The 25923-nt window shown below is 66.5% G+C and carries 12 protein-coding genes; 3 read left to right on the forward strand and 9 right to left on the reverse strand.

Going from position 1 to position 25923, the window contains the following annotated elements; genetic code table 11:
- Together DKT77_RS00335 and DKT77_RS00340 are read right to left on the reverse strand one after the other, a co-directional pair.
- Positions 1-17493 (reverse strand): beta strand repeat-containing protein (locus DKT77_RS00335; protein WP_109809752.1); only part of this gene is annotated, 17493 nt, incomplete at its 3' end.
- A gap of 425 nt (positions 17494-17918) precedes the next feature.
- Complete coding sequence (locus DKT77_RS00340; protein ID WP_109809753.1) at positions 17919-19064, reverse strand: alpha-D-ribose 1-methylphosphonate 5-triphosphate diphosphatase; 1146 nt, start codon at positions 19062-19064, stop codon at positions 17919-17921.
- Positions 19065-19117: 53 nt separating this feature from the next.
- Between DKT77_RS00340 and DKT77_RS00345 the strand changes: the two genes are divergently transcribed.
- Complete coding sequence (locus DKT77_RS00345; RefSeq protein ID WP_109809754.1) at positions 19118-19807, forward strand: DUF1045 domain-containing protein; 690 nt, start codon at positions 19118-19120, stop codon at positions 19805-19807.
- On the opposite strand, the gene phnN is transcribed toward DKT77_RS00345, so the two are convergent.
- The 4 genes from phnN to DKT77_RS00365 are packed head-to-tail and all read right to left on the reverse strand — an operon-like array spanning position 19789 to position 22695.
- A complete protein-coding gene (gene phnN, locus DKT77_RS00350; RefSeq protein WP_109809755.1) occupies positions 19789-20334 on the reverse strand; it encodes a phosphonate metabolism protein/1,5-bisphosphokinase (PRPP-forming) PhnN in 546 nt (181 codons plus the stop codon). The two genes, DKT77_RS00345 and phnN, sit on opposite strands and share 19 nt — an antisense overlap.
- On the reverse strand, positions 20331-21011 hold the full coding sequence (gene phnL, locus DKT77_RS00355) for a phosphonate C-P lyase system protein PhnL (protein WP_109809756.1): 681 nt from the start codon (positions 21009-21011) through the stop codon (positions 20331-20333). Before phnL ends, phnN begins: the two co-directional genes overlap by 4 nt.
- A 47-nt stretch (positions 21012-21058) precedes the next feature.
- Positions 21059-21841: a phosphonate C-P lyase system protein PhnK gene (gene phnK / locus DKT77_RS00360; RefSeq protein ID WP_109809757.1), complete on the reverse strand. Its 783-nt coding sequence runs from the start codon at positions 21839-21841 to the stop codon at positions 21059-21061.
- Positions 21838-22695 carry an alpha-D-ribose 1-methylphosphonate 5-phosphate C-P-lyase PhnJ gene (locus DKT77_RS00365; protein ID WP_109809758.1) on the reverse strand — a complete coding sequence of 286 codons (858 nt, stop codon included), beginning with the start codon at positions 22693-22695 and terminating at the stop codon, positions 21838-21840. The genes phnK and DKT77_RS00365 overlap by 4 nt, the downstream gene beginning before the upstream one ends.
- 65 nt (positions 22696-22760) lie before the next feature.
- On the opposite strand from DKT77_RS00365, the gene DKT77_RS20785 reads away from it, so the two are divergent.
- Entirely contained in the window at positions 22761-22916 is a 156-nt protein-coding gene (locus tag DKT77_RS20785; RefSeq protein ID WP_238547584.1) for a hypothetical protein, read from the forward strand.
- A gap of 2 nt (positions 22917-22918) precedes the next feature.
- Here DKT77_RS20785 and DKT77_RS00370 read toward each other — a convergent pair whose 3' ends face one another.
- From DKT77_RS00370 to phnG, 3 genes are read right to left on the reverse strand one after another with little or no spacing between them, the layout of a single operon-like run.
- A complete protein-coding gene (locus DKT77_RS00370) occupies positions 22919-24034 on the reverse strand; it encodes a carbon-phosphorus lyase complex subunit (RefSeq protein ID WP_109809759.1) in 1116 nt (371 codons plus the stop codon).
- Positions 24034-24600: a phosphonate C-P lyase system protein PhnH gene (gene phnH / locus DKT77_RS00375; protein ID WP_109809760.1), complete on the reverse strand. Its 567-nt coding sequence runs from the start codon at positions 24598-24600 to the stop codon at positions 24034-24036. Before phnH ends, DKT77_RS00370 begins: the two co-directional genes overlap by 1 nt.
- Positions 24600-25043, reverse strand: coding sequence for a phosphonate C-P lyase system protein PhnG (gene phnG / locus DKT77_RS00380; protein ID WP_109809761.1), 444 nt, complete (start codon positions 25041-25043; stop codon positions 24600-24602). Before phnG ends, phnH begins: the two co-directional genes overlap by 1 nt.
- A gap of 104 nt (positions 25044-25147) precedes the next feature.
- On the opposite strand from phnG, the gene phnF reads away from it, so the two are divergent.
- On the forward strand, positions 25148-25870 hold the full coding sequence (gene phnF, locus DKT77_RS00385; protein ID WP_109809762.1) for a phosphonate metabolism transcriptional regulator PhnF: 723 nt from the start codon (positions 25148-25150) through the stop codon (positions 25868-25870).
- The last annotated feature ends 53 nt before the right edge of the window (positions 25871-25923 follow it).

Here is a 25923-nt window from a genome sequence, read left to right on the forward strand (position 1 = left end):
CGCCACCGGCGCGTCGTTTTGCCCGGTGATCGCGACGGTGACGGTGGCCGTGTCGGAGCCGCCCTGCCCGTCGTCTACGGTGTAGGTGAAGCTGTCGGTGGCCTGCTCGCCCGCCGCCAGTGCCTCGAACGCGCCGTTCGGGTCGTAGCCGAAGGTGCCGTCGCCGTTGTCGGTGACCAGCCCCAGCGTGCCGGTGGTATCCACACCGCTCACGGCCAGCGGGTCCGCGTTCGGGTCGGTGTCATTATTCAGCGCATCGACCAGGATCGCCGGGCCATCTTCGTTCGCGGTTGCGGTGTCGTCCACCCCGACCGGCGGCAAGTTCGATCCGCCTACGGTGATCGTCACAGTCGCCGTGTCGATGCCACCATTGCCGTCGGAGATCTGGTAGGCGAAAGTGTCCGTGGCGCTCTGGCCTGCTCCCAGCCCGGCGAAGGCGCCGTTCTGATCGTAGCTGAACACCCCGGTGGAGGTCAGCGTGACCAGCCCGCCGTTGTCGGTGGCCACGGGCGTGCCGAGGTTGATGCCGCCCTGCACCCCAACCACTGCAAGCGCATCGAGCGAGTCGATATCTGTGTCGTTGGCCAGCACGTTGCCTGACAGCGCCGCGCCGACCGCGACCGCGAAGGTGTCAGCGGCCGCGTCGGGCGCGTCGTTCACACCGTTCACCGTGACGAACACCGTCGCAAGGTCGGTACCGCCCTGCCCGTCCGAAAGACGGTAGGTGAAGCTGTCACCGGCCGAGCTTCCTGCCGACAGGCTTTCGAAGGCGCCGTTCGGGTCGTAGGTGAAGCTGGCCGACGCGTCGCGTGTCACCAGCGCACCGCTGGTCAGCAGGACCGACGCGCCAATCGCCAGCGCGCCGCCGTTCACCTCGTCTGCCACGAGGATCGTTCCTGCATCCGGGTCGGTGTCCACGCCCCCGCCGTTGTTGGCCAGCACGTTGATAGCGATGCCGGTTTCCTCGTCGGTGACGACACTATCGTTGGCGGCGACCGGCGCATCGTTCACACCGGTGATCGTGACCGAGACGGTGGCCGTGTCGCTGCCGCCCGTTCCATCGCCGATGGTGTAGCTGAAGCTGTCCGTGCCGTCCGGTCCGCCGGCGGCCAGGGCTTCGAAGGCGCCGTTCGGATCGTATGTCACCGTGCCGTCCGCGTTCAGCGTTGCCGTCGCGCCCGACCCGAGGGCCACCGCCACGCCGACCGCGGCTGCTGATCCTTCGATCGTGGTCACGCTCAGCAAATCGCCGTCGGCGTCGGTGTCATTGCCCAGCACCGCGATGTCGGTGGCTGTGTCCTCGTCCGTGGTGGCGCTGTCGGGCGCTGCGACGGGGGGCGTGCTCGATCCGTTGATCGTCAGGGTCACGGTCGCGGTGTCGGTCTGACCAAGCGCGTCGCTCAGGGTGTAGGTGAAGCTGTCCGTCGCGCTTTGGCCGTTCTGAAGCGAGTCGAACTGGCCGTTCGGATCGTAGCTGAAGGTGCCGCCTGCGTTGACTTGAAGCAGCGCCCCGGAACTCAGCGTGATCTGTGTGCCGACGGCCGCCGTACCGTTGATCAGCGACACAAAGAGCGAGTCGCCGCTGTCCGGGTCGGTGTCGTTCGCGGTGACCGACAGGCCGGTCAGCGTTGCCGTTTTGCCGACGGCGAAGCCGTCATCCACGGCGTCCGGCCCGTCATTAAGTCCCGAAACGGTGACGAACAGCGTGGCGATGTCGGTGCCACCATTGCCGTCGGACACGCGGTAGGAAACGCTGTCCGTTCCGCTGGACCCTTGCGCGAGGCTGTCGAAGGCGCCGTTCGGATCGTAGTCGAAGGTGCCGTTGGCATTGAAGCTGAACAGCCCGCCGCCGGCCCCCGCCACAGACGCACCCGGCACGGCCGCCACGCCGCCGAACTGATCGATCGCCAGCGTGTCCGTGCTGTCCACGTCGCTGTCATTGCCGAGCACGCCGATGCCCGAGATCGCGGTGTTCTGGTCGGTGCTCGCACTATCGTTCAGCGCCACCGGCGCATCGTTCACACCCTGCACCTCGATCGTAACCGTCGCCGTGTCCGATCCGCCGTTGCCGTCGCTGATCGTGTAGGTGAAGCTGTCGTTGCCGGTCTCGCCGACGGCGAGACTGTTGAACACGCCGTTTTGCAGGTAGGAGAACGTGCCGGTCGCAGCCACGTTCAGCGTCGCGCCCGACCCCAGCAAGAGGTTTGTGCCGACATTCGCCGCCAACCCGTTCACCGTGACCACCGTGATCGTGTCGCCGTCGGGGTCGCTGTCCGGCCCTGTCGAACCAACGAACAGCGGTGCGCCGAAAGCGTTGACGTCCTCGGTCACGATCTGCAGGTCGTCGCCCGCGACGGGGTTCTGGTTGGTGCCGTTGACCGTGATGTTCACGGTCGCGCTGTCGGTGCCGCCGCGCCCGTCGCTCACAAGGTAGCCGAAGCTGTCGCTGCCGCCGCCGGACAGCGCGCCGTTCGGATCATAGGTCACGTCGCCGGTATTCGTGTCCAGCGTGACCAGCGCACCGGTCGCCGTGACGGTTCCCTGGAACACACCGCCGCCGAGATCGGACACGCCGCTGACCGTGCCGTCGAAGCCTGTCACGCTGACCGTGTTGGCCGTGTCCACGTCGGTATCGTTGGTCAGCAGGTTCAGCGTCACCGTCGCGGTGTCGTTCACCGTCGCGGTGTCGTCGCCGGCGACGGGCGCATCGTTCTGCCCGTCGATCGTCACGTTGACGGTTCGCGAGGTTTCAAGCAGGCCGTCCGTCACGGTGTAGCTGAAGCTGTCGAACCCGTTCTGGAAATCCGCCAACCCTTCGAAGGCGCCGTTCGGATCGTAGGTGTAGTTGCCCGCGGCGTCGATGGTCAGAAGTGCGCCCGACAGCAACGTGAGCTGCACGCCGACATCCGCGCCCTGGCCGTTCACCGCCGACACCGAGATCGGGTCGCCCCCCGGATCGCTGTCATTGGTCAGCACGTTGCCGGTTCCGGCCGGGCCGTCCTCGTTCACGATGAAGTTGTCGGGCCCAGTGATCGGTGCGGCGTTGATGACGGTCACGGTGAAGCTGTCCGTCTCGAACGCATTGGCTGCGCCGGAATTGTCGTCGACCGTCACGGTGACGGTGAAGCTGCCTTCGCTGCCATAGACATGCGACAGGTTCGGTGTAAGCGACGTGCTGTTGAACGTCTGAAGCGCAGAGCCATCGCCATAGTCCACGGTGAAGCTGCGCGTGTCGAAGTCCGGATCGGTCAGCGTTATCTGCCGAGTCAGTGTCTGTCCTTCGCCAAGCGTCGCGTCTGTCCCCGCCTCAAGTCCCGGCGCGTCGTTCACCGGGGTCACGGTGATGTCGGCCTGCACTGCCGTCGGCGCGAAAGAAATTCCGTCCGATCCGGTCCACTGGAAGCTGTCGGCGCCGTTGAAGTCCTGGTTGCCGAGATAGACGAGATTGCCCGCGATCAGGTCGGCGCGGCTGATCTCCTGCCCGGCGACGACCGGCGTGCCTGACAGGGTGAGGGTGCCGTCATTCGGGAAGGTGTCGATCCGCACGGACTGCAAGGTGTTGCCGTTCGGGTCGGTAAAGCCCGCGTCGAACAGTGCCGCGTCAAGCACGATGGCCGTGTCTTCGGCCCCGGTCGCACTGATCGGCGACAGCACGGGCGCGTCGTTGCCGTAGACCTGCAGAAGCGTGGAGCCATTGAAGGCGACCACGAAGCCCCCGCCGGGCAGGCCGGTGATGTCTGGCTGGTTCTGTGTTCCAAGGAATGTCGTATTGACCTGGAACTGGCTGTCGAGTCGGTTGCCCGCCGCATCGTACTGCTGGGCGAAGACGCCCTGACCGCTGCCGTCGGTTCCGTTGTTGTCGGTCCAGGCGATCACGAAGCCGCCGGTATCAAGCGATGCGATCACCGGGTCGAACTGCGTACTGATGCGCTGGTCGTTGACGCGGAATTCGTCCGTCACGGCCGTGCCGGTCACGTCGTAGATCTGCGCGAAGACGCCGGTGCTGCTTTGATCCGCCGCACTGTCTTCCCACACAACGACGATGTTGCCGTTGTTCAGCGCGGTGACCACGGGGTCGGACTGGCTGTTCGCGGTGGTCGTGTTGATCCGGAATTCCGTGCCCAGTGCGTTCGCGTTGGCGTCGAAACGCTGCGCGAAGATGCCGTTGCTGCTGCCGTCGGCGGCGGATCGGTCTTCCCAAGTGACAAGGAAACCGCCATCGGCCAGCGCCGTTATGGACGGATCGCCCTGGCTGCCCGCTGTTGTGGTGTTGACCACGAACTGCCCTGCAACCGGGGTTCCGTTTGCCTCGAACAGGCGTCCCAGAACGCCCTGGCTGTCGCCGTCGGAGGCCCCGCCCGAATTGACGGATTCCCACGTCACCACGAACCGGTCATTGGTCAGCACGGCGACGGATGGCATGTCCTGGGTCGAGCTGGTCAAGGACGGGACGATGAATTCGGTGCCATCCAGCGGTGTGCCATCCGGATTGAAGATCTTCGCCGCAACGCCGGTGCTGCTGCTGTCGATCGTGCTGTCGGACCAGACAACGACCCAGCCGCCATTCGAGAATGCCGCTACATCCGCATCGAACTGGTTGCTCGAAGTGCTGACGGTGTTGATGCGGAACTCGTCCGTCACGCCGCTGGCAAGGCCTGTGCCGTCGCGCGCCACCGGGTTGCCGAGGCTGTCGAAGCGTTGTGCCAGAAGCCCGCCGCCGGACCCGTCTGCGCCGCCGCTTTCGAACACTGCGATGAAATCGCCGCCCGTGTTCGGAAGACCGGCCACTTTCGGCGCGCTTTCACTGCCGGTGTCCGTGGTGTTGATCACGCGCTCGCCGCCCACCGCAACGGCAGCGTCCGGCGTCGGGTCGATGGTCAGAGTGACCAGAGACGGGGCGGAGGCCCCGCCATCGCCGTCCGTGACCTGGATGCGCAATTCGCGCGTCGGCAGAGGATCGTCCGAAATGTTGCGGTAGGTCAGATTCTCGACAAGCCGTTCAACCAGTTCGGGGGTCGCGTTGGCGTTGAGACGCAGTTCGAACGGGCTGCCGTTCTGCCCGTCCTGCAGGATGGTGGCGACCAGCGTGCCGTCGATGCTGACGGCCGTGCCGCTGATCGTGATGCCGTCGGCCTGGCGCAGGCCAAGCTGGTCCTGGGTCAGATCGTCGGGCGCGTTGATCTGGTCGATCAGCGGGGCCGAGGACAGCACGTTCGACACCAGGATCGACCCGCCATCGAAATCGGTCGCGGTCGGGTGCGACACGGCGGCGGCCCCGTTCTCATCGATCAGTTGCGGCAGGCCGTTCAGCAGGTTCTCCGAATAAGTGACCGTGCGGTTGACGCCGTCCAGAACAGGCCCGGCGCCAAGGTTGAAGTCGGCTGGATCCCCGATCAACCGGTGGAACACACCGCCACTGTTGCCGTCGCCTGCGGTGGCGCTGGTGTTCGAGGTGAAGGACACCACGAAATTGCCGCCAGGCAGCGCTGCGATGCTGGCGTCGTCCTGGGTACTGGACGTCTCGACATTGACCTGGACCGGCCCGTCGATCCGGTTGCCCGCCGCGTCGTACTGCTGGACATACACGCCCCGGCCCGATCCGTCCGTGCCATTCTGATCGGTATAGGTGACTGCGAAACCACCGCCATCGGTTGCGGCCACGTCAGGATCGGTCTGGGAGCTATCGACTACACGGTTCACAAGGAACTGTTCGCCGATCGGTGCCCCGCCCGATGTGAACACCTGACCGTAGATTCCGGACGTACTGGTGTAGCTGAAATCGTCGCCGATGTCGCTTTCGAACACGACGACGTAGCCGCCGCCGTCCAGCGCGGCGATGCGCGGCGCAAACTGATCGAACCGGACGATTTGGTTCACCGTTACCGGCAGGCCGAGCGCAGTGCCGTCTGCCGCGAAACGTTGCAGGAACACACCGCTGTTGTTCGCGCCCGACTCGTCCAGCGCCTGTTCCTGGAACACCACCGCGAAGGTGCCGTCGGCCTGTGCCGCGACATCGGCATTGGCCGCGCTGTTGCCGCCGGGCTGCGCGATCTCGAACTCGGTGCCGACCGGGCTGCCGGTATCGTCATAGCGCTGGCCGAGGATCTTGTTGCCGAAGGGCGAAGCGCGGTCCTGCGCGTGGTGAACCATGACAAAGCCGCCCGCATCGAACGCCGCAAGCGCGGGTGCGAACGGGTTCTGCGAGGTCGCGCTGTCATGGGCGGTTTCGCCCCCGACCCGCTGGCCGAGCGCATCGAACACCTGGAACACGACTTCTTCGTCGTTGTGCGAACTGGACGCGCGCGAGGTGTCCCGCCAAGCGACCACGAAGCCGCCATTGGCAAGGCCTACGACCTCCGCATCCGACTGCGATGCGATGGTGACCGTGTTCACGAGGATCTCGCCGCCCACCGGGGCGCCCGCCGCGTCGTAGCGTTGCGCGAAGATGCCAAGGTCGTTGTCGCCGGTCGCATCCTGATTGGTCGAGGTCCAGACGATCACGTAGCCGCCATCGGCCAGTACACCGACATGGCTGTCCAACTGGTTGTCTATGGTGAAGCTGTTGGTGAGCACCTCGTCGCCGACCGGGGTTGCGCCATCGGTCTCGGGCGCGATGGACAGCGTCATGGTCTGGCGCACCACGCCGCCATCGCCGTCGGTCAACTGTATCGCGATCTCCCGCACCTGTTCGGGATCATTCGACGTGTTCGCATAGCTGACAGCGCGCAGCACGGCCTTGACCGCGTCCGCGTCCGCCGCTCCAAGAAAGGTGATCTGGAGCGGCGCGCCGTCCACCCCGTCGGACGTGATCGTGCCGACCGGCGTTCCATCCACCAGCACACTGGTTCCGGACAAAGACACGCCGGAGATCGAAATCAGCGAAAGCTGGTCTTGCGCCCCATCATCCGGACCGATGAACTGTTCCTGAACGGTCGCGTTCTGGGTGACCGACACGGTCAGAACGCCGCCCGCGAAATCCGGACTGTCGGCATCGCCGAAGCCAAGCGCGGCGCCGATCTGCTGCGGCCCCGCGTTCACCGCCGCTTCGGTCAGCGCGAGGTCGGTCAGCCCGGTGATCAGCGGCGCATCGGACTGCGAAAGCCCGGCCCAAAAGGTCTGCTGGAAGACGCCGTTCTGGTCGCCGTCCCCGGCGCTGCCGGAGGTCACCGACGACCAGTTGACGACGAAACCACCACCCGGCAGCGCGGCCACCGAGGCGTTGTTCTGGGCACTGCTGGTCTGCGTGTTGACCTGGAACTCACCGTCCACGCGGCTGCCATCGGCAGCAAACTCCTGGCCGAATATCCCCTCGCTGGAGCCGTCCTGTGCGTTGTCCGTCCAAACGACGACCCAGCCGCCATTCGCCAGCGCGACGATGTCGGGCTGGTATTGCGAATTCAGGGCCGTTTCGTTCACGCGGATTTCGGCTCCGACCGGGGCACCGGCGCTGTCGAAGCGCTGCATTATTACGGCCGAACCGCTGCCGTCATTGCCGCTGTCGTCCCGCCAGACGACGACGAAGTCGCCCCCTGTCAGGCCGGTCACATGAGGATCGCTCTGACTATTGCCGGTTGTCGTGTTGATGGCGAATTCCAAACCGATCGGCGCGCCTGCAGCTGTAAAGAGCCGTCCGAACAGGCCGTTCCCGCTGCCATCGCCGGCGGGCGCGGAGTCGGCCGAGGTCCAGACCGTGACGCTGTTCCCCCCAGCGAGGACCGCGACCGAAGGTTGGGACTGGTTAGAACTGGTCTGCGTGTTGACCTGCACCGAGGCGCCAAGCGCGTTCCCGGCACTGTCGAAAGCGCGCTGGAACACGCCCTGACCGCTGCCATCGGCGTTACCGTTATCCCGATAGGCAACGATGATTTCGCCGTTGCCGCGCGCGGCTATAGTTGGCTCGTCCTGGTTCGAACTGATCTGGTCGTTCACCACGAATTCGGGCGAAACGGGCGTGCCCGCGGCATCGAAGATCTTGGCAATGACCTTGGTGCCGATGTTTTGCCCGGCGGCCAGAACGGACGGGTGCGCCCAGCTGTCATCTGTCCAGGCCACAGCGAAGCCGCCTGTGGGAAGGCCGGTGACGACCGGCGACTGCTGGTCGAATTCGGTGTGCGCGTTGATCCGGAACTCTGCGCCAATCGGATCGCCATTCAAATCGAACAGTTGCGCGAAGACGCCGAAGCCTCCGTCCTGCGGGCGGTCCTGGTCGCGGCTGGCCCAGACCGACACGGTGCCGATCTGCACGCCGCCGGTGTCGAACACCGCAGCGACGGCGGGCGATTGCTGAGTATTTCTGGCCTGCGTATTGACCTGCCATTCTTCGCCTGTAGCAAGCGCTGTTCGGTCCACTTCCGGGGTCACTGTCAGCACGATGGGTGCGCTGGTCACCGATCCGCCGTCGCCATCCGTCACCTGCACGATCACGCTGCGGGCGTCTACAGGGTTGTCGGACTGCGTGCCGAAGCCCAGCCGCGCCAGGACCGCCTCCACCCGTTCGGGCGTGGCGTCGCCGTTCAGCGCGATCCGCAGGACCGCACCGTCCTGTCCGTTGTCCGATGTGTCGATCGTGCCAATCGCCGTCCCACCTACAGAAACGGTGGAACCGGAGATTGTTACGCCTGCCCCTGCAAGAACACCAAGATCGTCCGGGTTGGGCGCAAGCTGGTCGAACAGTGCGGTATCATTTGTTACCAGCGTCGAAACAAGGATCTCGCCACCGTCGAAATCAGTGGAATCCGCGTCCGTCAGCGACAGCGCTCCATCGGTGTCGATCAGTTGCAGACCTGCGTTCACGGCCGCCTCATCGAAGGTCGTGCCATCGGGCAAACCCACCAGCACCGGGGCCTCGGCGCCCGCCGCTGGGGCGGGCGAAGCGAACAGCTTCTGGAACACACCGTTGCTCGACCCGTCCCCGGCGCTGCCAGAGGTCGGGGAAACCCAGCCCGTGACCACCGTGCCGTTTGCCAGCGTCGCCATCGTCACCGAGACCTGGTTGCCGCTGGTCTCGCTGTTGACAAGGAAAGGCAGGCCCACGGCTGTGCCGTCGGCCGCGAATTCCTGGGCTGTCACGGCGGTGCCACTGTTGTCGGCTTCGTTGGAGAAGTCCTGCCAGGCAATAATGAAGCCGCCGCCCGGACGCGCTGCGATGGCAGCGAAGGATTGCGTGGATTGCTCGTCGGAATTGACAAGGATCTCGCTGCCCTGCGGCGTGCCGTCAAGCGCGAAGATCTGTGCGAAGATCCCGGTGCTGCTGCTGTCGGGGCCGTCCCAAGCCACCACGAACCCGCCCTGCGGCAGGCTTGCGCTGGCCCCGAGGCTGGCGACGAAGGGACTGCTCTGGCTGCCAGCCGCGACGGTGTTGATTTGCGTCTCGGCCATGGTCGCGGGCGGCAGCGCGCTCCCGTCGAAGGCCAGCGGATTGCCCGTCGCTGCGTCGAACCGTTGCGCGAAAACGCCTGCGGACGACCCGTCATTCGGGCCGAAATCGGTCCACACGACCAGAACGTCGCCATCGGGCAACGTGGCTACCGACGGCTGGCCTTGGTTCGACGAGGTCTGCGTGTTGACCTGGAACTCGCCGCCCTCGGGCACACCTGCGGCGTCGAAGATGCGAGCGAAGACGCCGCCTCCGTTGCCGTCGCCAGCGGACCCGGAATTGACCGATTCCCAAACCGCCATGAAACGCCCGGCATCGAGCGCTGCCAGTTGTGGGTGATCCTGGTTGGAGCTTGTTTCCTCGTTTAGCTGGATCACCACGCCCTGCGGCGTGCCGTTCGCGTCGAAGCGCTGCGCGTACACGCCGATGCTTGATCCGTCCCGCCCGCTGCCGTCGGACCACGCGATCACGAACCCGCCGGTGGACAAGCCGATCACGGACGGATCGTACTGCCCGCCCACCGCCGTATCGTTGGCGCGGAATTCGGGCCCGACCTTCTGGCCTGCTGCGTCATACACTTGCGCGAAAACGCCGTCGGCGCTTGTGTTGCTTTCCTGCCGGTCCGAGGTCCACACGAAGACGTAGCCGCCCCCGGCCAGCGCGGTAACCTGCGGATCGTCCTGAGCGCGCGTCTCGAAGGTGTTGACCTGTACCTCTTCGCCGGACGCAGGGGCGACCGTCACGAAATCCCGGTCGATGGGCGCGCTCAGGCGGTTGAATTGCGTCTGGTTCCCGGCGCCGTTGGCGACCACCAGGTCCCAGCCGACGGTGTTGGTGTTGTACTGACCGTTCAGCGCGACGGTCAGCGCCTCGACAAGCGCCTCCACACTTTCGGCGGTGGCGGCGGCGTTCAGGTCGATCTGGAGCGGTGCGCCGTCCACGCCGTCGGAGGTCGCGTTCAGCGTGCCGATGGCCGTGCCGCCGAAGGTGACTGTCGTGCCGTCGAAGCCGATCTCTCCGGCACCGGTGCCCGTGTTGAGCACTGACAGTTGCTGCGCGTCGCTACTTGAAAACACGTTGGTCAACCGCACGAAGCCGGTATCGAAGCTGGCGCCGACGAAGTCGTCGAGATCGACATCCGCGTCGATGACAAGTGGCTGGGCGTTCAGTGCGATTTCGCTCAGACGCGGAAGGGCCTGCAATTGCTGGTTCTCGGACACGCCCCAGTCGTTAAGCTGCAGGCCGGTCGTGCTGTCTGTGCCCGTCAGAACCCGGACGAATACGGATTGCGGGTCACTCTGCCCGCCCGCGCCGTCGGTGAGGGTCACGCCCACCCCTCGGGTGGTATTGGTGACATTGGCCGCGGTGTCACTGGATGCGAAGGCCAGCCGTTCGATCAGCAGCTGGACGGCGGCCGCATCGGCATTCGCCGTCAGATCGATCCGCAGGCCCGCACCGTTGGCACCGTCCAGCGTGCCGTCTATGGTTCCGACCAGCGTGCCGTTAACGCGCACTTCGTCATTGGCCGCACCGGTGATCGTCACGGGGCCGGTGGCCGCCAGAGACAGCTGATCGGTCGCCTGCACTGGCGTGGTGTAGTAGAAGTCCAGCACACCGCCCGCATAGGTGCCACCGTTCGGATCGACCAGCGCGACCGCGTCGTCAAGCACGCGCGCCCCCGCTGTCACGTCATTGGAGAACAGCGTCGAGAGACGGGTCAGGTCTTCGATCCGCGGGCTGCTGTCGGCGGGCGGCGTCGTCTCGAACCGGCGCAGGACCACCGCGGTGGAGCTTCCGTCGCCGGATCCGGCCGAGGTTTCCGCGTTGAACACGGCGGTGAAGCCGTCTGCCGTTTCGGCCAGCGCGATGCCGCTCTGGTTGGAGGAGTTCTCCACGTTGATCCGCGTCTGGCCGTCGATCCGGTTGCCGCTCGCGTCGTACCGCTGCGCGAAGACGCCGATGCCCGATCCGTCCAGCCCGCTCTGGTCTTCCCAGCCGATGACGAAGCCGCCATCGCTCAACGCGACAACGTCGGGGCTAAGTTGGCCGCTGTTCGTCGTGGTATTTACCCGGAACGCATCCCCGAGCGGCGCTCCGCTCACGTTGAAAATACGGGCGAATACGCCGTTGAAACTGCCGTCGGAAGTGTCGTCGGTCCAGGCTATGACGTGACCGCCACCCGCAAGGCCGACTACGGTCGGCTGCGTCTGGTTGCCCGCGGTCAGGGTGTTGACCAGCGTGTCAGGGCCAGTGGCCGCGCCGGTGGCGTCATAGGCCCGCTGGAAGATACCGAAACCGCTGCCATCACCCTGCGCGCCGCTGGTGTCCGAGGTGAAGACCACGACATGCCCGTCGAAGGCGCCCAGGCCATCGACCAGCGCGGCGATCGCCGGCTGGCTCTGGTTGCCCAGTGTGTTGGCGGTGTTGATGACCTGTTCGGCGCCGACCGGTGTGGCGGTGTTGTCGAAGGTCTGCGCCAGCACGGCCTGCGCGCTGCCATCTCCGTCCTGAGAGAAGAAGCTCACGATGTAGCCGCTGGCGCCGAGCGCCTCGATCGCGGGCTGCGCCTGGGTCGAGAAGGTCGTGCTGTTGACCTGCACCTCGCCCGAAGTGGGCGTGGTGTCGGCGGCGAAGGTGCGTGTCACGACGCGCGCACCCGACCCGTCGGCGCCGCTGTCATCGCGCCACGCGACGGCAAACCCGCCGGTGGCAAGTGCAGTCACGACCGGATTGTATTGCGAGGCGACCGTTGACAGGTTGACGGCGAATTCCGGGCCGGACGCCGCGCCATTGGCATCGTAAAGCTGCCCGAACACGCCGTAGCCGGAACCGTCCTGACCACCGCTGCGCCAGACGACGATGGTTTCCCCGCCCGAAAGGGTGGCGACATCGGGCACGCCCTGTTCGCTTTCGGTGTGGGCGTTCACTATGCGCTCGGGCCCGTCGACCAAAGTGCTGTCCGTTTCCGGCGAAATGCGGAGGTCGATGACCCGGCTTTGTGCCGCCGCGCCGTCCCCGTCGCTGAGGTCGATCTGAAGCCGACGCAGCGGCGCCGGATCGTCCGACGGGTTGGAGTAGCCAAGGTTGCCCAGGATCGCCTCGATTGTCTCGGGCGTCGCGTTGGCGTTCAGATCGAGGGTCAGCGGCGCTCCGTTCACCCCGTCCGAGGCAATGGTCGCGACGACCGTGCCATCCACGGACACAGTCGCGCCGATGCCAGTGCCCGAGAACGTGACCATCCCGTTGCCAACGTTGCCGGCAATCAGTCCAAGTTGGTCCTGCGCAAGGCCGTCCTGTCCGCCGAACTGGCTGATTTCGTTGAACGTCGCGTCGATGCTCACGGAAAGGCGCCCGCCGCTGAAATCCGCGCTATCGAGGTCGCCGACCGCGACGGTGGCGTCCTCGTCCACCCGCACGAGACCCGCGTTCACATCCGCCTCGGACAAGGTGACATCCCGCGAAAGACCGTCAATCACGGGGGCGATGTTCAGTGCGAAATCCGCGGGGTCGCCAAAGATCTGCTGGAACACGCCTTCGCCGGACCCGTCGCCGGTGCTGCTTTGCCAGGCCGCCACGAAATTGCCGTTCGGGAGCGCCGCGACAGCGGGGAACTGCTGGGAGCCCGTGACGCCGCCGCTGATCGGGAACGACCCATCGATCCGCGCGCCGCTGGCGGAATAGAGCTGCCCTTCGACATCGACCGTTCCGCCGAAATCCTGCCATGCGATCAGGAAGCGCCCGTCGGTCAGTCCGGTGACCGAAGGCGACTGCTGTGTGCTGACCCGCTGGTCGTTGACGACAAACTCACCGCCGACGGGAACGGCCGACGCGTCGAACCGCTGCGCCGCGATTCCGGTTCCGCTGCCGTCCTGGCCGCTTGAATCGGCCCATGCGATGACGAAGCCGCCATCCGCCGTGGCGCCGATGCTGGGATCAGACTGAGTGCTGAAGGTTTCAGTGTTGACCCGGAATTCAGGCCCCGCCGGGACGCCGGACGCGCTGAAAACGCGCGCAAAGATGCCGGAGGACGACCCGTCGCCTGCGCTGCCGGATGTCTGCGACGTCCATGTCGCCACAATCCGGCCATCGGCCAGAACCGTCAGCGCGACGTCCTGCTGCGTTGAGCTGGTTTCCGTGTTCACGACGATGGGGGCGCCGACTTGCGTGCCCGTCGCGTCGTAGAGGCGCATCCCGATTCCGTAGTTGCTGCCGTCGAGCCCGAACGAGGCATAGCCGATGGCGAAACCGCCGCCCGGCAGCCCGACGACCGAAGGGTCCTCCTGCGTCGATCCGGTGTCGCCGACATTGACCAGTGTCTCGCCGCCCTGCGGCGCGCCGGTGCTGTCATAGCGCTGGAAGAAAATACCGAAGTCGTCGCCGTTGCCGTTGCCGTCCCACGCAACGATCCATCCGCCATCGGCCAGCGCTGCGACAGACGAGCTGTCCTGCGCGCGCGCCTCGGTGGTGTTCACCTGAACTTCGCCGCCGGTCGTGGCGCCGTCCGCCGTGAACCTCTGCTGGAACACCGCGGCACTGTCGTCATCCTGACCCGCCGAAGTCCATGTCACCACCCATCCGCCATCACTGAGCGTGGCGATGGCGACCTCGTCCTGATTGCCGGGGGTGAACGTATTGACCTGCGTCGCATCGCCCACCGGGGTTGCGCTGCCCGCATCGGGTTCGGCCGTGACCGACACGGTGAACACGAACGGCGCTGTCACGCCGCCCTGTCCGTCGACGAAGCTGGCCGAGAAGCTGACCTGCGCGGACGGATCGTCCGACGCAGTGGTATAGGTCAGCGCACCCAGAAGCACCTCTATCGCTTCGGCACTGGCGCCGGGCAGGAAGGTCAGCAACAGGTCTGCGCCCTGCTGACCATCCTCAACGATGGTGGCCACGTTGAGACCGTCCACAGTAAGCGTGGCGGGGCCATTCAGGCCGATCCGCCCGCCCGACGCCACCGACAGGCCGAATTGCGTTTCGTCGTCCGGCGCGTTGTAATCGAGGATGTCCTGCTCGGTCGACACGCGCGTGACGCGCAGGCTTCCGCCGCCGAAATCGGTGGTGTCGGGGTCGCTTAGCGACGCGGCGCCGGCGGTGAACAGACGTGCGCCGAGATTGGCGTCGCCTTCGGCCAGAAAGATGGTGCCCGGAAGCCCGGAGATGATCGGTGCGGCCGAGGTTGCAAGTTCGGCCTGATCGCCCACGAGTTGCTTGAAGATGCCGCTGGAGGACCCGTCGCCCGCGCTGCCCGACGTGTCGGAGCGCCAGATCACCACGTGATTGCCGTCCGGCAGGGCGGTCATCACCGCCTCGTTCTGCTCCCCGCTCACCTCGGTGTTCATGCGCACCTGGCTATCGACCCGCGTGCCGTCTGCATCGAAGACCTGTGCGAACACGTCCGAGCCGCTGCCCGGTGCCGGGGTGCTGGTGTCGGTCCACGAGATGACGAACCCGCCGGTCGTCAGTGCGATGATCGCCGGATCGGTCTGGTTGCCCAAGGTCAAGTCGTTCACGCGGATCTCGCCACCGATCGCCGCGCCGGTATCGTCGAACCGCTGGTAGTAGATCCCGCCGGAACTGCCGTCCTGTGCTTCGGAGCGCCAGGCGACGACGAAATCGCCGTTCGCCAGCGTGTCAATTACAGCGCCGGACTGGTTGTTTTCGGTCGTCGTGTTGACCGCGATGTCGCCCGTCGCCGCCGTGCCGTTGGCGTTGAACACGCGTGCCACGACCGAGTTTGACGATCCGTCGCCGTTGGCGATATCGGTATCCACCCAGGTAATGGCGAAGCGCCCGCCGCTCAGCGCGGTCACTTCGGGGGTCTGCTGGGTACCGATGGTCTGGCCGTTGACGATGATCTCGCCGCCGACTGGCGCGCCCGCGGCATTGAAGATCTGCGCTATGATCCCGTTTGCGCTGCCGTCCCCGGCGCTGCCGGATGCCTGCGACACCCAGGTCACCACATAGCCGCCATTGGTCAGCGTCTCGACCTTCGGGTCGAACTGAGTGCCGCTGCTTTCCGTTTCCACCTGCAATTCGGTCACGGTCCGCACGCCTGCCGCGTCATAGCGGTTCAGACGGATTCCGGCGATGTTGTCATCGTTCCACACGACGACGAAACCGCCATCGTTCAGACCGGCGACATCGGGGTCGCGCTGCCCGGCGCCGATGGTCGTGTTTACCTGAAATTCGGCCCCCACCGGGACCCCGTCAGCGTCATAGCGCTGTGCGAAGACGCCTTCGTTGTTGTCGCCTGGATTGTCTTGGTTGCGCGATTGCCAGACGACAACATAGCCGCCATCGGCAAGCGTGTCCGCCGCCGGGTGCTGCTGCGCATCGTTGACGACCGTGTTGACCCGCGTTTCGCCACGCACGAAACCTTCCGCGTCCAGTTGAGGCGAGATCGTGATGTCCACGACGACAGGATCGCTGGCTGCGCCGTCCCCGTCCTCTAGCTGGATGGCGACGCTCAGCGCGCTGACCGGATCGTCCGACAGATTGGCGTAGGACAGGTTCTCGATCAGGATCTCGACCCGGGCTGCGGTCGCGTCGGCGTTCAGCGCCACGACGAGGTCGGATCCGCCCGTGCCGGGCGAGGTGATCGTGCCGACCGCCGTGCCGTTCACGCTGACGATGCCGCCGGCGACGGACACCGGCCCGCCGGTCAGCAGGCCGAACACGTCCTGCGCGTCGGCGTCCTGTGGCGCGAAATCGTCATCGTCCACTGACCGAGACAGGCGCCCCACGATCAGCCGCCCCCCGGCGAAATCGGTGCTGTCTGCATCCGAAATGGCCGCCGCGCCGTCCGCGTCGATCCGCTGCGGGCCAACATTCAGGTCCGCCTCACTGAAGGTGCGGGTGGTGGACATTGCCTCCACCTCGGGGCGGGCCGGGGCCGCGATGAAACCGGCAGGGTCGCCCAGCAGCCGTTGTGCTATCGCGCTGCCGCTGCCGTCGCCCGCGCTGCCGGAGGTCGCGCTTTGCCACGCGATGACGAAATCGCCGTTCGGCAACGGCGCCACGGTCGGCTGCTCCTGGTTGCCCGAGGTCTCGGTATTGACGATCGTCTCGCCGGTCAGCGGCGTGCCGTCCATGTCGAAGCGCCGCGAGATGACCCCGTAACTGCTGCCGTCGCCTGACCCGCCCGAGTTGAACGCGCTCCAGGTGATGACGAAGCCGCCATCGCTGGTCGCGGTGATCGCCTGTTCGTACTGCACACTGGACGTTTCGACATTGACGAAAATCTCACCGGTCACGGGTGTCCCGTCGCCTTCGAACACGCGCGCGAACACGCCATAAGAATTGCCGTCCTGCCCGTTCCGGTCATTCCAGGTCACGACATAGCGGCCGTCGGCCAGCCCGGTGACCTGCGGCGCCTCCTGCGTTCCGGACAAGGTCGTGTTGACCGCGAATTCGGGTCCGACCGGCACACCGCCCTGGTCGAAGCGCTGCCCCAGAACATCACCCGCCGACTCGAACACGACGACGAAGCCGCCACTGGGCAGGCCGTTCGGCCCGATCGACGGCTGGATCGCGGCGACCGACGGTTCCGTCTCGAAGGACGACGAGCCGCCGCCGGTCGTGTTGACGGTGATTTCGCCGCCCACCGGCGCACCGACCGCGTCGAAGACCTGTGCATGTACGTCGCGCACCAAAGACGACCCGTTGCCGTAGTCGCTGTACCACGACACCACGAACCCGCCGCCCGGAAGCCCTGCGATGGACGGATCGTTCTGAGTGCCGAGGGTGCTGCTGGGCACCAGCGTTTCGCCCCCCACCGGGTCGCCCTGCGTGTCATAGCGTTGCAACAGAATAGCAGGCCCGCTGGTATCGATCCCCGTCCACGCGATGGCGAAACCGCCATCGGCGGTGCCGGTCACGACAGGCTGGCTTTGGGAGCCGTTCCCATCTGTATTAACGATGAATTCGATGCCGATCCGTTCGCCCTGCGCGCTGAACATCTGCGCGACGATCGTGTTGCCGCTGCCGTCCTGCCCGTCACTTGTCCAGGCGAGCACATAGCGCCCGTCCGCGAGGGCCGCGACGGAGGGCTGGGACTGGTCCCCGACCCGGACGCTGTTGACGATGTCTTCGGGAGTGAGCGGCGTGTTCATCGGACTGGATCCCCGTGCGGCGGCGATCCGAAAGTTAAGCCAGTTGCCGGTTCACGCGCGGCAAGCCCGTCGCACGCACCATTACCGACCCGTTGGCCTGAGTCTCTTGATCGCCGGTCAATTCATTAACCTGAAGTAAACGTGTCTCGGTGGCCTCTGACCTGTCAATATTTACATTTGATGGTGACGGCGGCGCCCCTTTGGCTAGCATCAGAGCGAACAAAAAAGGCAATTTAATCAGATACTAAATGAATTGGTCCGGAAAACCCTACCAGAGTGTCAAAAACATTAATGGTTAATCTTCAAAGGGCCGCGACACGCCTTGCGTGTGCGCGTGTTACACTTGCGTCGCGGCGCCGTCACAAATTGCAACCCTGGCGAGAACTGGGTTGCCGACACCCTACGAATCCGATTCGTCCGTGTTTTCAGGCGACCTGACGGCCCTGTGCCCAGACCCCGCGCAACACCGGAAGTCCATCGTCGAGGGCAAAGCGGATCACGTCCGCGCGCAGGCCGGGCACCACCGCGCCCCGGTCCGTCAAGCCGACCCCGCGCGCCGGCGTCGTCGTCACCGTGGCAAGGCCACGCGCCATGTCGTCCCACATCGTGCCCAGTTGCACTGCCGCCATCAGCAGCGAGGACGGCACGTAGTCGGACGACAGGATGTCAAGCAGCCCGGCCTGCGCCAGATCGGCCGCCGCGACATTGCCCGAGTGGGATCCGCCGCGGACAAGGTTCGGCGCGCCCATGATGACCCGGATACCCGCAGCTTGGCAGGCTTGTGCCGCCTCGTGCGTGGTTGGGAACTCGGCCAGACGGATGCCGTAGGAGGCCGATACGCCAACCTGTCCGGAGGTGGTGTCGTCATGGCTGGCCAGCGTCGCGCCGAAACGGCGCGCGGCGGCGACCGCCGCTTCCTCGTGCAGCGTGCCGACGCGAGCCTGCAGCGCGCGCAAGTCATCGAAATAGGCGCGGGTCTGTTCCTCGCTCAGCGCGTGCTTGCCGCGCAGGTAGTCCATGAACTTGCCCTCGTCGCGGAACTGGCGCTGGCCCGGTGTGTGGTCCATCAGGCTTACGATGCCGATCCGGTCATCCGGGCCGAATTCGTCCAGTTCGGCCGCCAGGGTTTCGGAACAGATCTCGGCCCGCAGGTGCAGATGATGGCTGATCTTCAGCAGCCCCGTCTCGCGGATCGCAAGGATCTCGCTGGCCATGGCGCGCGCGTATTTCTCGTATCCGGCCTTTGCATTGGAGGTGATGGAGCCGACGCGTACCGCGTCAAACACCGTGGTGATCCCGACCGAGGCAAGCTCGCCGTCATGGGCCATGATCGCGGCCTTGTGCGGCCAGTCCACCTTCGGACGCGGCGAGATGTGCCGCTCCAGGTTGTCGGTGTGCAGTTCCACCAGCCCGGGCGCCACGTAGTCGCCGCCGCAATCCACCGCGCCGGGCGGCACCTGCGCGCCGGTGTCCACGGCGCTGATCCGCCCTCCGCGCAGCACCACCTGGCCGCGCAGGGTTTCGTCGGGCAGCACCAGTGTTGCATTGGCGAGGATCACGTCGGATGTCATGGGAAGGTCACGCTTTTCTGGAAACACGGGTCACATCGGGATCGGGTCACGTCATGGGTTTTGCACGCTACGCTGTCTACTTCACGCCAGAAGGCACGGGCTGGGGTGATTTCTGCGCCGCGTGGCTTGGTTGGGACAGTGCGGCGGGCCGCACGCTGTCGCATCCGGAGGTTCCGGGCCTGCCCGCCCCCGCCGCGGAGTTGACCGAACGTCCGCGAAAATACGGGTTTCACGCCACGCTCAAGCCGCCCTTCCGGCTGGCGAACGGGACGGACGCGGGCGGGCTGGCACGCGCCACGCAGCGGCTTGCGGCGGATCTTGCGCCGGTGACGCTGGACGGACTGGCGCTGGACCGCATTGGCGGGTTTCTTGCGCTTGTGCCGCGTGGCGATACGGCCGACCTGTCGGATGTCGCGGCCCGCGTGGTCGAGAATCTTGACGCTTTCCGCGCGCCGCTGTCCGACGCCGAACTTGCCCGCCGCCGCGCTGGCGGGCGCCTGTCGCCCCGCCAGCAAACACTGCTGGACCGCTGGGGCTATCCCTACACCCATGACGCGTTCCGCTTCCACATGACGCTGACCGGTCCGCTGGCCCGGGCGGATGCCGACACCGCCCGTGCCGCACTAGCGCCGGTGCTGGGGCCGCTTCTGCCGCGCCCGTTCCGGATGGATGCGCTGACGCTGCTGGGCGCCGATGACGCGGACAGGTTCCACCGCATCGCGCGTTACCCGCTGGCCGGGTAAAGCGCGGCCCGTGCCTGCTCTACGGTGTCCGACAGCGCGCCGTCGTTCCACAGTCGCGTCACCGGCACGCCCGGCGGGACCGGCGCGCCGCTGCGCGCCAGCCTCGCACCGATCGCTTTCGCGCTTTCCCGCCCGCGCCGGTGCAACCGCGCAGCCAGCACCTCGGGCGCGGCGTCCAGCGACAGCACGTGCAGCCGGGCGGCACGCGCCGCGGCATCGGGCAGCGCACCGCGCGACAGGTTCGCCAGCACGTCGCGCCCATCGACCAACCCGTGAAGGGCTGAATGCGGGATGCCATAGAACAGCCCGTGCGCGCCCCAGTTCAGCGCAAAGGCCCCGTCCGCGCGCAGTGCCTCGAAGCGGGTCACGGTGACGCTATCGAAATCCTCGCTGCCATTGTCGGGTGGCCTGGTGATGCAGCGCCGCGCGATGTCGAGCCGCGGTTCGATCCCGGCCAGCGCGCGCATCACACTGTCCTTGCCAACGCCCGACGGGCCGACGACGGCGATCAGGCGGCCTTGGGTCATGCCGCCACCGGGCGGAACGCGCCGACATCGACCTCGCGGTCGCAGACCGCCGCGCGCGCCTCGACATCGTGGAAGATCCCCAGGATCGCGGCGCCCCGCGCCTTGGCTTCTTCGATCAGCGCCAGCACCACCCCGCGGTTCGTGGCATCAAGGCTTGCGGTCGGTTCGTCCAGCAGCAGCGCCGGGTAGTCGTGGGCGAAGCCGCGCGCGATGTTCACGCGCTGCTGTTCCCCGCCCGAGAAGGTGGACGGCCCGAGGTCCCACAAGGCGGCGGGCACGTTCAGCCGGGTCAGAAGCGCCGCCGCCCGGTCCCGCGCCGCGTCGGGTGCCCATCCCACCGCCAGAAGCGGTTCCGCCACCACGTCCAGCGCGGGCACACGAGGTACCACGCGAAGGAACTGGCTGACATAGCCCAGCGTGTCTCGGCGCAGCCGCAGCACGGTCCGCGGATCGGCGCCCGATACCTGCACGCCGCCCACCGCGATGCGCCCGGCCTCGGCCAGGTAGTTGCCGTGGATCATGCGCATCAGCGTCGACTTGCCCGCGCCCGATGCCCCGGTCAGGGCCACGCATTCACCGGGTGCCACCTGCAGCGTCGCGCCAGACAACACCTCGATCACCGCGCCGCCCTGATTGTGCAGCGTGAACCGCTTTGTCACGTCCTTGCAGTCGATCATCGGTCCGCCCCGTTGCCTGCCTCTTTGTTCATTTCGTCAATCCGTCCTCAGACCTGCAGCACGGAACTGACCAGCAGCTGCGTGTAGCCGTGCTGGGGATCGTCCAGTACCTGGTCGGTCAGCCCCTGTTCCACGACGCGCCCGTCCTTCATCACCATCAGCCGGTCGGCCAGCAGCCGCACGACGGCAAGATCGTGGGTGACTATGACGGCACTCAGCCCCATCTCGCGCACGAGGCCGCGCAACAGGTCCAGCAGCCGCGCCTGGACGCTCACGTCCAGCCCGCCGGTCGGCTCGTCCATGAACACAAGCCGCGGCCCTGTCACGAGGTTCCGCGCGATCTGCAGCCGCTGCTGCATCCCGCCCGAGAACGCCGTGGGACGGTCGTCCATCCGTTCGGCTGCGATTTCAACCCGGTTCAGCCAGTCAGCGGCCCGGGCGCGGATGTCGCCGTAGTTTCGTGCGCCCACCGCCATCAGCCGCTCTCCCACGTTCCCGCCGGCACTGACCCCCATGCGCAGCCCGTCCCGCGCGTGCTGGTGCACGAAGGCCCAGTCTGTACGCCGCATGCGTCGCCGTTCGGGCTCGGACAGGCGCAGCGTATCGCAGAGCCCGCCGTCCATGTCGAACAGTACCTCGCCCGCGTCAGGCTCCAGGTGACCGGCAAGGCAGGACAACAGCGTGGACTTTCCGGACCCACTTTCGCCGACGATACCCAGCACCTCGCCAGGCCACAAATCGAAGCCCACATCGCCGCAGCCCAGCCGCGCGCCATAGCGTTTCGTAACGCCGCGCACTCGCAGCAGCGGTGTGTCCGTCACCGTGGTCATGCCGCGCTCTCCGTGCCGCGATGGCCCTTCTTTTGCCGGGTGCTGCAGTAATCCGTGTCGGAACACAGGAACATGCGCCCTCCGGCGTCGTCGGTGATGACCTCGTCCATGTAGCTGTCGGTCGCCCCGCACAGGGCGCAGGGATGGTCGGCGCGTGATGGGTCGAACGGGTGATCCTCGAAGTCGAGACTGACGACCTTTGTATGCGGCGGGAGCGCGTAGATCCGCTGCTCGCGGCCGGCGCCGAACAGCTGAATCGCGGGGCTTTCCAGCTTCGGGTTGTCGAAACGCGGGATCGGGGACGGGTCCATCACGTAACGCCCTTCCACCTTCACCGGGTAGGCATAGGCTGTGGCGATGGTGCCGTGCCGGGCGATGTCCTCGTAAAGCTTGACGTGCATCAGGCCGTATTCCTCCAGCGCGTGCATCTTGCGGGTCTCGGTCTCGCGCGGTTCTAGAAACCGAAGAGGTTCCGGGATCGGCACTTGGTAGACGAGGATCTGGTCCTCGTGCAGAGGCGTTTCCGGGATCCGGTGCCGCGTCTGGATCACGGTTGCCTCGCGCGTCGCCTCGGTCGTGGCGACGCCGGCGGTGCGCTGGAAGAACTTGCGGATCGACACGGCGTTGGTGGTGTCATCCGCGCCCTGGTCGATGACCTTCAGCCGGTCTTCGGGCACCAGCGTCGCCGCAGTTACCTGAACCCCGCCGGTGCCCCAGCCATAGGGCATTGGCATCTCGCGGCTGGCGAACGGCACCTGGTAGCCCGGCACCGCCAGCCCCTTCAGGATCGCGCGGCGGATCATCCGCTTGGTCTGTTCGTCAAGGTATGCGAAGTTATAAGCGGCCTCGGTCATGATCGCGGCCCCATCTGGACCGGGCCCGGCCCGCGAGGCAATGAGGACACGTCATGGAGTATCACATGCTGTTCAGCATTCTGTTCATCGGCGGGATGATTGCCTTTGTGCTTCTGTTTCCGGCGCTTCTCGGCAAGGGATGGCGCATCGACCGGTTCGGCCTGGGCGGCGGCACGGGCAACAATTGCGACGGTGGGGGAGACGGCGGCGGCGGCGATTGAGGTCATTTCGCTCCCTCCGCACCCGTTTCCGCGTCGCGCCGCAGTTTGCGCACCAGCTCCAGTTCGGACTGAAAATCGACGTAATGCGGCAGCTTGATGTGTTCGAGGAACCCTGTCGCCTGGATGTTGTCGGCATGGGACAGGACGAATTCCGCATCCTGCGCCGGCGCGCCTACGAAATCCTCGCCCAGTTCCTCCCAGCGCAGCGCGCGATCTACCAGCGCCATGGCGATCGCCTTGCGCTCGGTCTGCCCGAACACCAGACCGTATCCGCGGGTGAACTGGGGCGGTTCCGATTTCGACCCGGTGAACTGGTTGACGGTCTCGCATTCGGTCATGGTGATCTCGCCGATCTCGATGGCGAAGCCCAATTCGGGAATGTCCATCTCGACCGCGACAGTGCCGATCCGCAACTCGCCCACGAAGGCGTGATTGCGCGCGTAGCCGCGCTGGGTGGAATAGGCGAGGCCCAGAAGGAACCCCTCGTCCGCGCGCGCCAGCGCCTGCAGGCGCAGCGCGCGGCTCGCCGGCAGCTCCAGCGGCTCGCGTGTCAGGTCGGCCGGAGCAGAGTGCGCCAGATCCGGTTCGCGCGATGCGGGTTCGATCAGCCCGTCGCGGTCGAGAAAGCCCAGAACATGCGGCTTGCGTGGCGGGTCGGCGTTACGGTCGGCCCCCTGTGCCTCGTCGGCGGCATCGCCGGGTGTGCCCTCCTCGGCTGCCAGCGCAAAATCCAGAAGCCGGTGCGTGTAATCGAATGTCGGCCCCAAGACCTGCCCGCCGGGCACGTCCTTGAACGTGGCCGAAATGCGCCGGTCGCAGGCCATCGCAGCCGTGTCCACGGGCCGCGATGCCCCGAAGCGCGGCAGTGTCGTGCGATAGGCCCGGATAAGGAAGATCGCCTCAATAAGGTCGCCCCGCGCCTGCTTGATCGCCAGCGCGGCAAGATCCGGATCGAACAGCGACCCTTCTGCCATCACGCGGTTGATTGCCAGACCCTGCTGCTCGCGGATCTGCGCGATGCTTAGTTCAGGCACGTCCGGGGCGCCCCGGCGCTCTTCGGCCAGCCAGGCATGGGCGCTGTCGATGGCCCGTTCGCCGCCCTTCACCGCGACATACATCAGCTGGTCACCTTCGTGCTGCGCGGCAGAGCCGCAAGGCGGTCGCCACAGGTGAAGAAGAAATCAAGCCCGAGCGGAAACCGCGCGGCGTTGCGGCGGAACACATCGGTTTCGGGCAGAGACAGCGCCGCCTGCCTGGCGATGCCGGGGCCTTGCAGCGTGGCGCCCGCAGGTTCCAGCCGGTCCGTTTCGACGATCAGGGTCGCGCCCCGGTCCGGGTAGTCGGACGTGCCGCACGCAAAACGATCAAGCGGCCGCAGCGCATCCCAGACGCCGATGGCAAAGCTGCACGCCCCGGCCGCGCAAAGCGGTGCGCCGGTGTGGAAGGTGATCCAGTCCCGCAGCATCGGCGTGTCATGCACGCCCGTCAGGTGGACGGGCGTATCCGCGTCGCACAGCGCCAGAACCAGCGTACCCGCGGCGGCGGAAAGCGGCGCGGGTGGAGCGGCGCCCGCCACCTGCCGGATCCTGCCGGGCTGCGCCATCGCGGTCATCGCGGCGCGAAAGGCATGGGCGGCCTGAACGGGCGCGTCGGCGAACCCGCCGGACAGGGCGTCGGTGTCCATCAGTCCTCCCCGCGCACTAGTGTGAAGAAATCGACCTTGGTGGCGGCGGCCCGCGCCGCGCGGCGGCTGCGGGTCAGGTCCAGCTCAGCGGCCAGCGGATCCAGCACGGCGGCGCTCAGCGCGTCGGCACAGGGTGTTTGCATCAGCGCGTCGATCAATGCTGCAGTGCGGGCATGGGCCTTGTCGCGCCCCTGGACATAGCCGTGCCCGACCGCGCCGCAGGCCAGACGTGTCGAACAACGGGTCACGGTCATCTCTCCAAGGTTGAACGGCGCGCCCGTCGCCCCTGCCCGACCCCGTACCATCACGGCCCCGATTTCGGGTGGGCGCAGCAAGGTGTGCTCCGGCTCGAGCCCGAAACCCTGCCACAGTGCCGCGAGGCGCGCGGTTGGGGCGCGGGCCAGCAGGCCCATCCATCCCTTGCGTTTCTCGATTTCGCCCATGCCGGACCCCTTGCAGCCGCGCGTTCATTTCTATACAACTAGACAAATATTGACCGATCCGGCGGGAAAGGACAAGCCCGCCGGTGTGAAGATTTGGTGACACCTTGGCCCGAACCCCGATCTGGAGAAACATCGCCGATGCGCTGTCCGCCGATCTGGCGGCAGGGCACTACGGACCGGGCGACAAGCTGCCAACCGAGGCGCAGCTTTCCGCGCGGTTCGGCGTCAACCGCCACACGGTGCGCCATGCGCTGGCCCATATGGCCGAAGCGGGGCTGGTCCAGGCGCGGCGCGGTGCGGGCGTGTTCGTTGCCGAAACTCCGACCGACTACCCGCTGGGGCGCCGCGTGCGCTTTCATCAGAGCCTCGCCGCTGCCGGGCGCGAGGCCGAGAAGCGCATCCTGTCCATCGACACCCGCAGCGCCGACCGCGAAGAGGCCGACGCCTTGCGGCTGGAGCCTGGCGCGGCGGTGCATGTCTGCGACGGGTTGCTGTTCTCGGACGGCAAGCCGGTCGGTCTTTACCGAAGCGTGTTTCCGGCCGACCGCATGCCCGACTTGCCGCGCCGCCTACGGGCCGATCCGTCGGTCACGCGGGCGCTGGCGGCTTGCGGCGTGCCCGATTTCACCCGCGCTTTCACGCGTCTGACGGCGAAGGCCGCGAAGGCCGTGCAGGCACGACATCTCGACATTCCCGAAGGCGCGCCGCTCCTGCGCAGCGTAGGTGTGAACGTGGACCCGGACGGCGCGCCGGTGGAATACGGGCGGACTTGGTTCGCGGGTGACCGTGTGTCGCTGACGGTTGGCGATCCGGATGCCCAGGGTTGAGCGATTGTGACGCTTTTGTGAAATTTCATTGCGTAAGACGTATTGCTTGGGCA

This window comes from Meridianimarinicoccus roseus (assembly GCF_003172915.1).
Taxonomy (GTDB): Bacteria; Pseudomonadota; Alphaproteobacteria; order Rhodobacterales; family Rhodobacteraceae; genus Meridianimarinicoccus; species Meridianimarinicoccus roseus.

Coding starts and splice junctions, on each gene's coding strand:
- phnN (WP_109809755.1), bottom strand. CDS start 20,334: ATGACCCAAGGCCGCCTGATCGCCGTCGTCGGCCCGTCGGGCGTTGGC.
- DKT77_RS00345 (WP_109809754.1), top strand. CDS start 19,118: ATGGGTTTTGCACGCTACGCTGTCTACTTCACGCCAGAAGGCACGGGC.
- phnL (WP_109809756.1), bottom strand. CDS start 21,011: ATGATCGACTGCAAGGACGTGACAAAGCGGTTCACGCTGCACAATCAG.
- DKT77_RS00365 (WP_109809758.1), bottom strand. CDS start 22,695: ATGACCGAGGCCGCTTATAACTTCGCATACCTTGACGAACAGACCAAG.
- phnG (WP_109809761.1), bottom strand. CDS start 25,043: ATGGGCGAAATCGAGAAACGCAAGGGATGGATGGGCCTGCTGGCCCGC.
- DKT77_RS00370 (WP_109809759.1), bottom strand. CDS start 24,034: ATGTATGTCGCGGTGAAGGGCGGCGAACGGGCCATCGACAGCGCCCAT.
- DKT77_RS20785 (WP_238547584.1), top strand. CDS start 22,761: ATGCTGTTCAGCATTCTGTTCATCGGCGGGATGATTGCCTTTGTGCTT.
- phnK (WP_109809757.1), bottom strand. CDS start 21,841: ATGACCACGGTGACGGACACACCGCTGCTGCGAGTGCGCGGCGTTACG.
- phnH (WP_109809760.1), bottom strand. CDS start 24,600: ATGGACACCGACGCCCTGTCCGGCGGGTTCGCCGACGCGCCCGTTCAG.
- DKT77_RS00340 (WP_109809753.1), bottom strand. CDS start 19,064: ATGACATCCGACGTGATCCTCGCCAATGCAACACTGGTGCTGCCCGAC.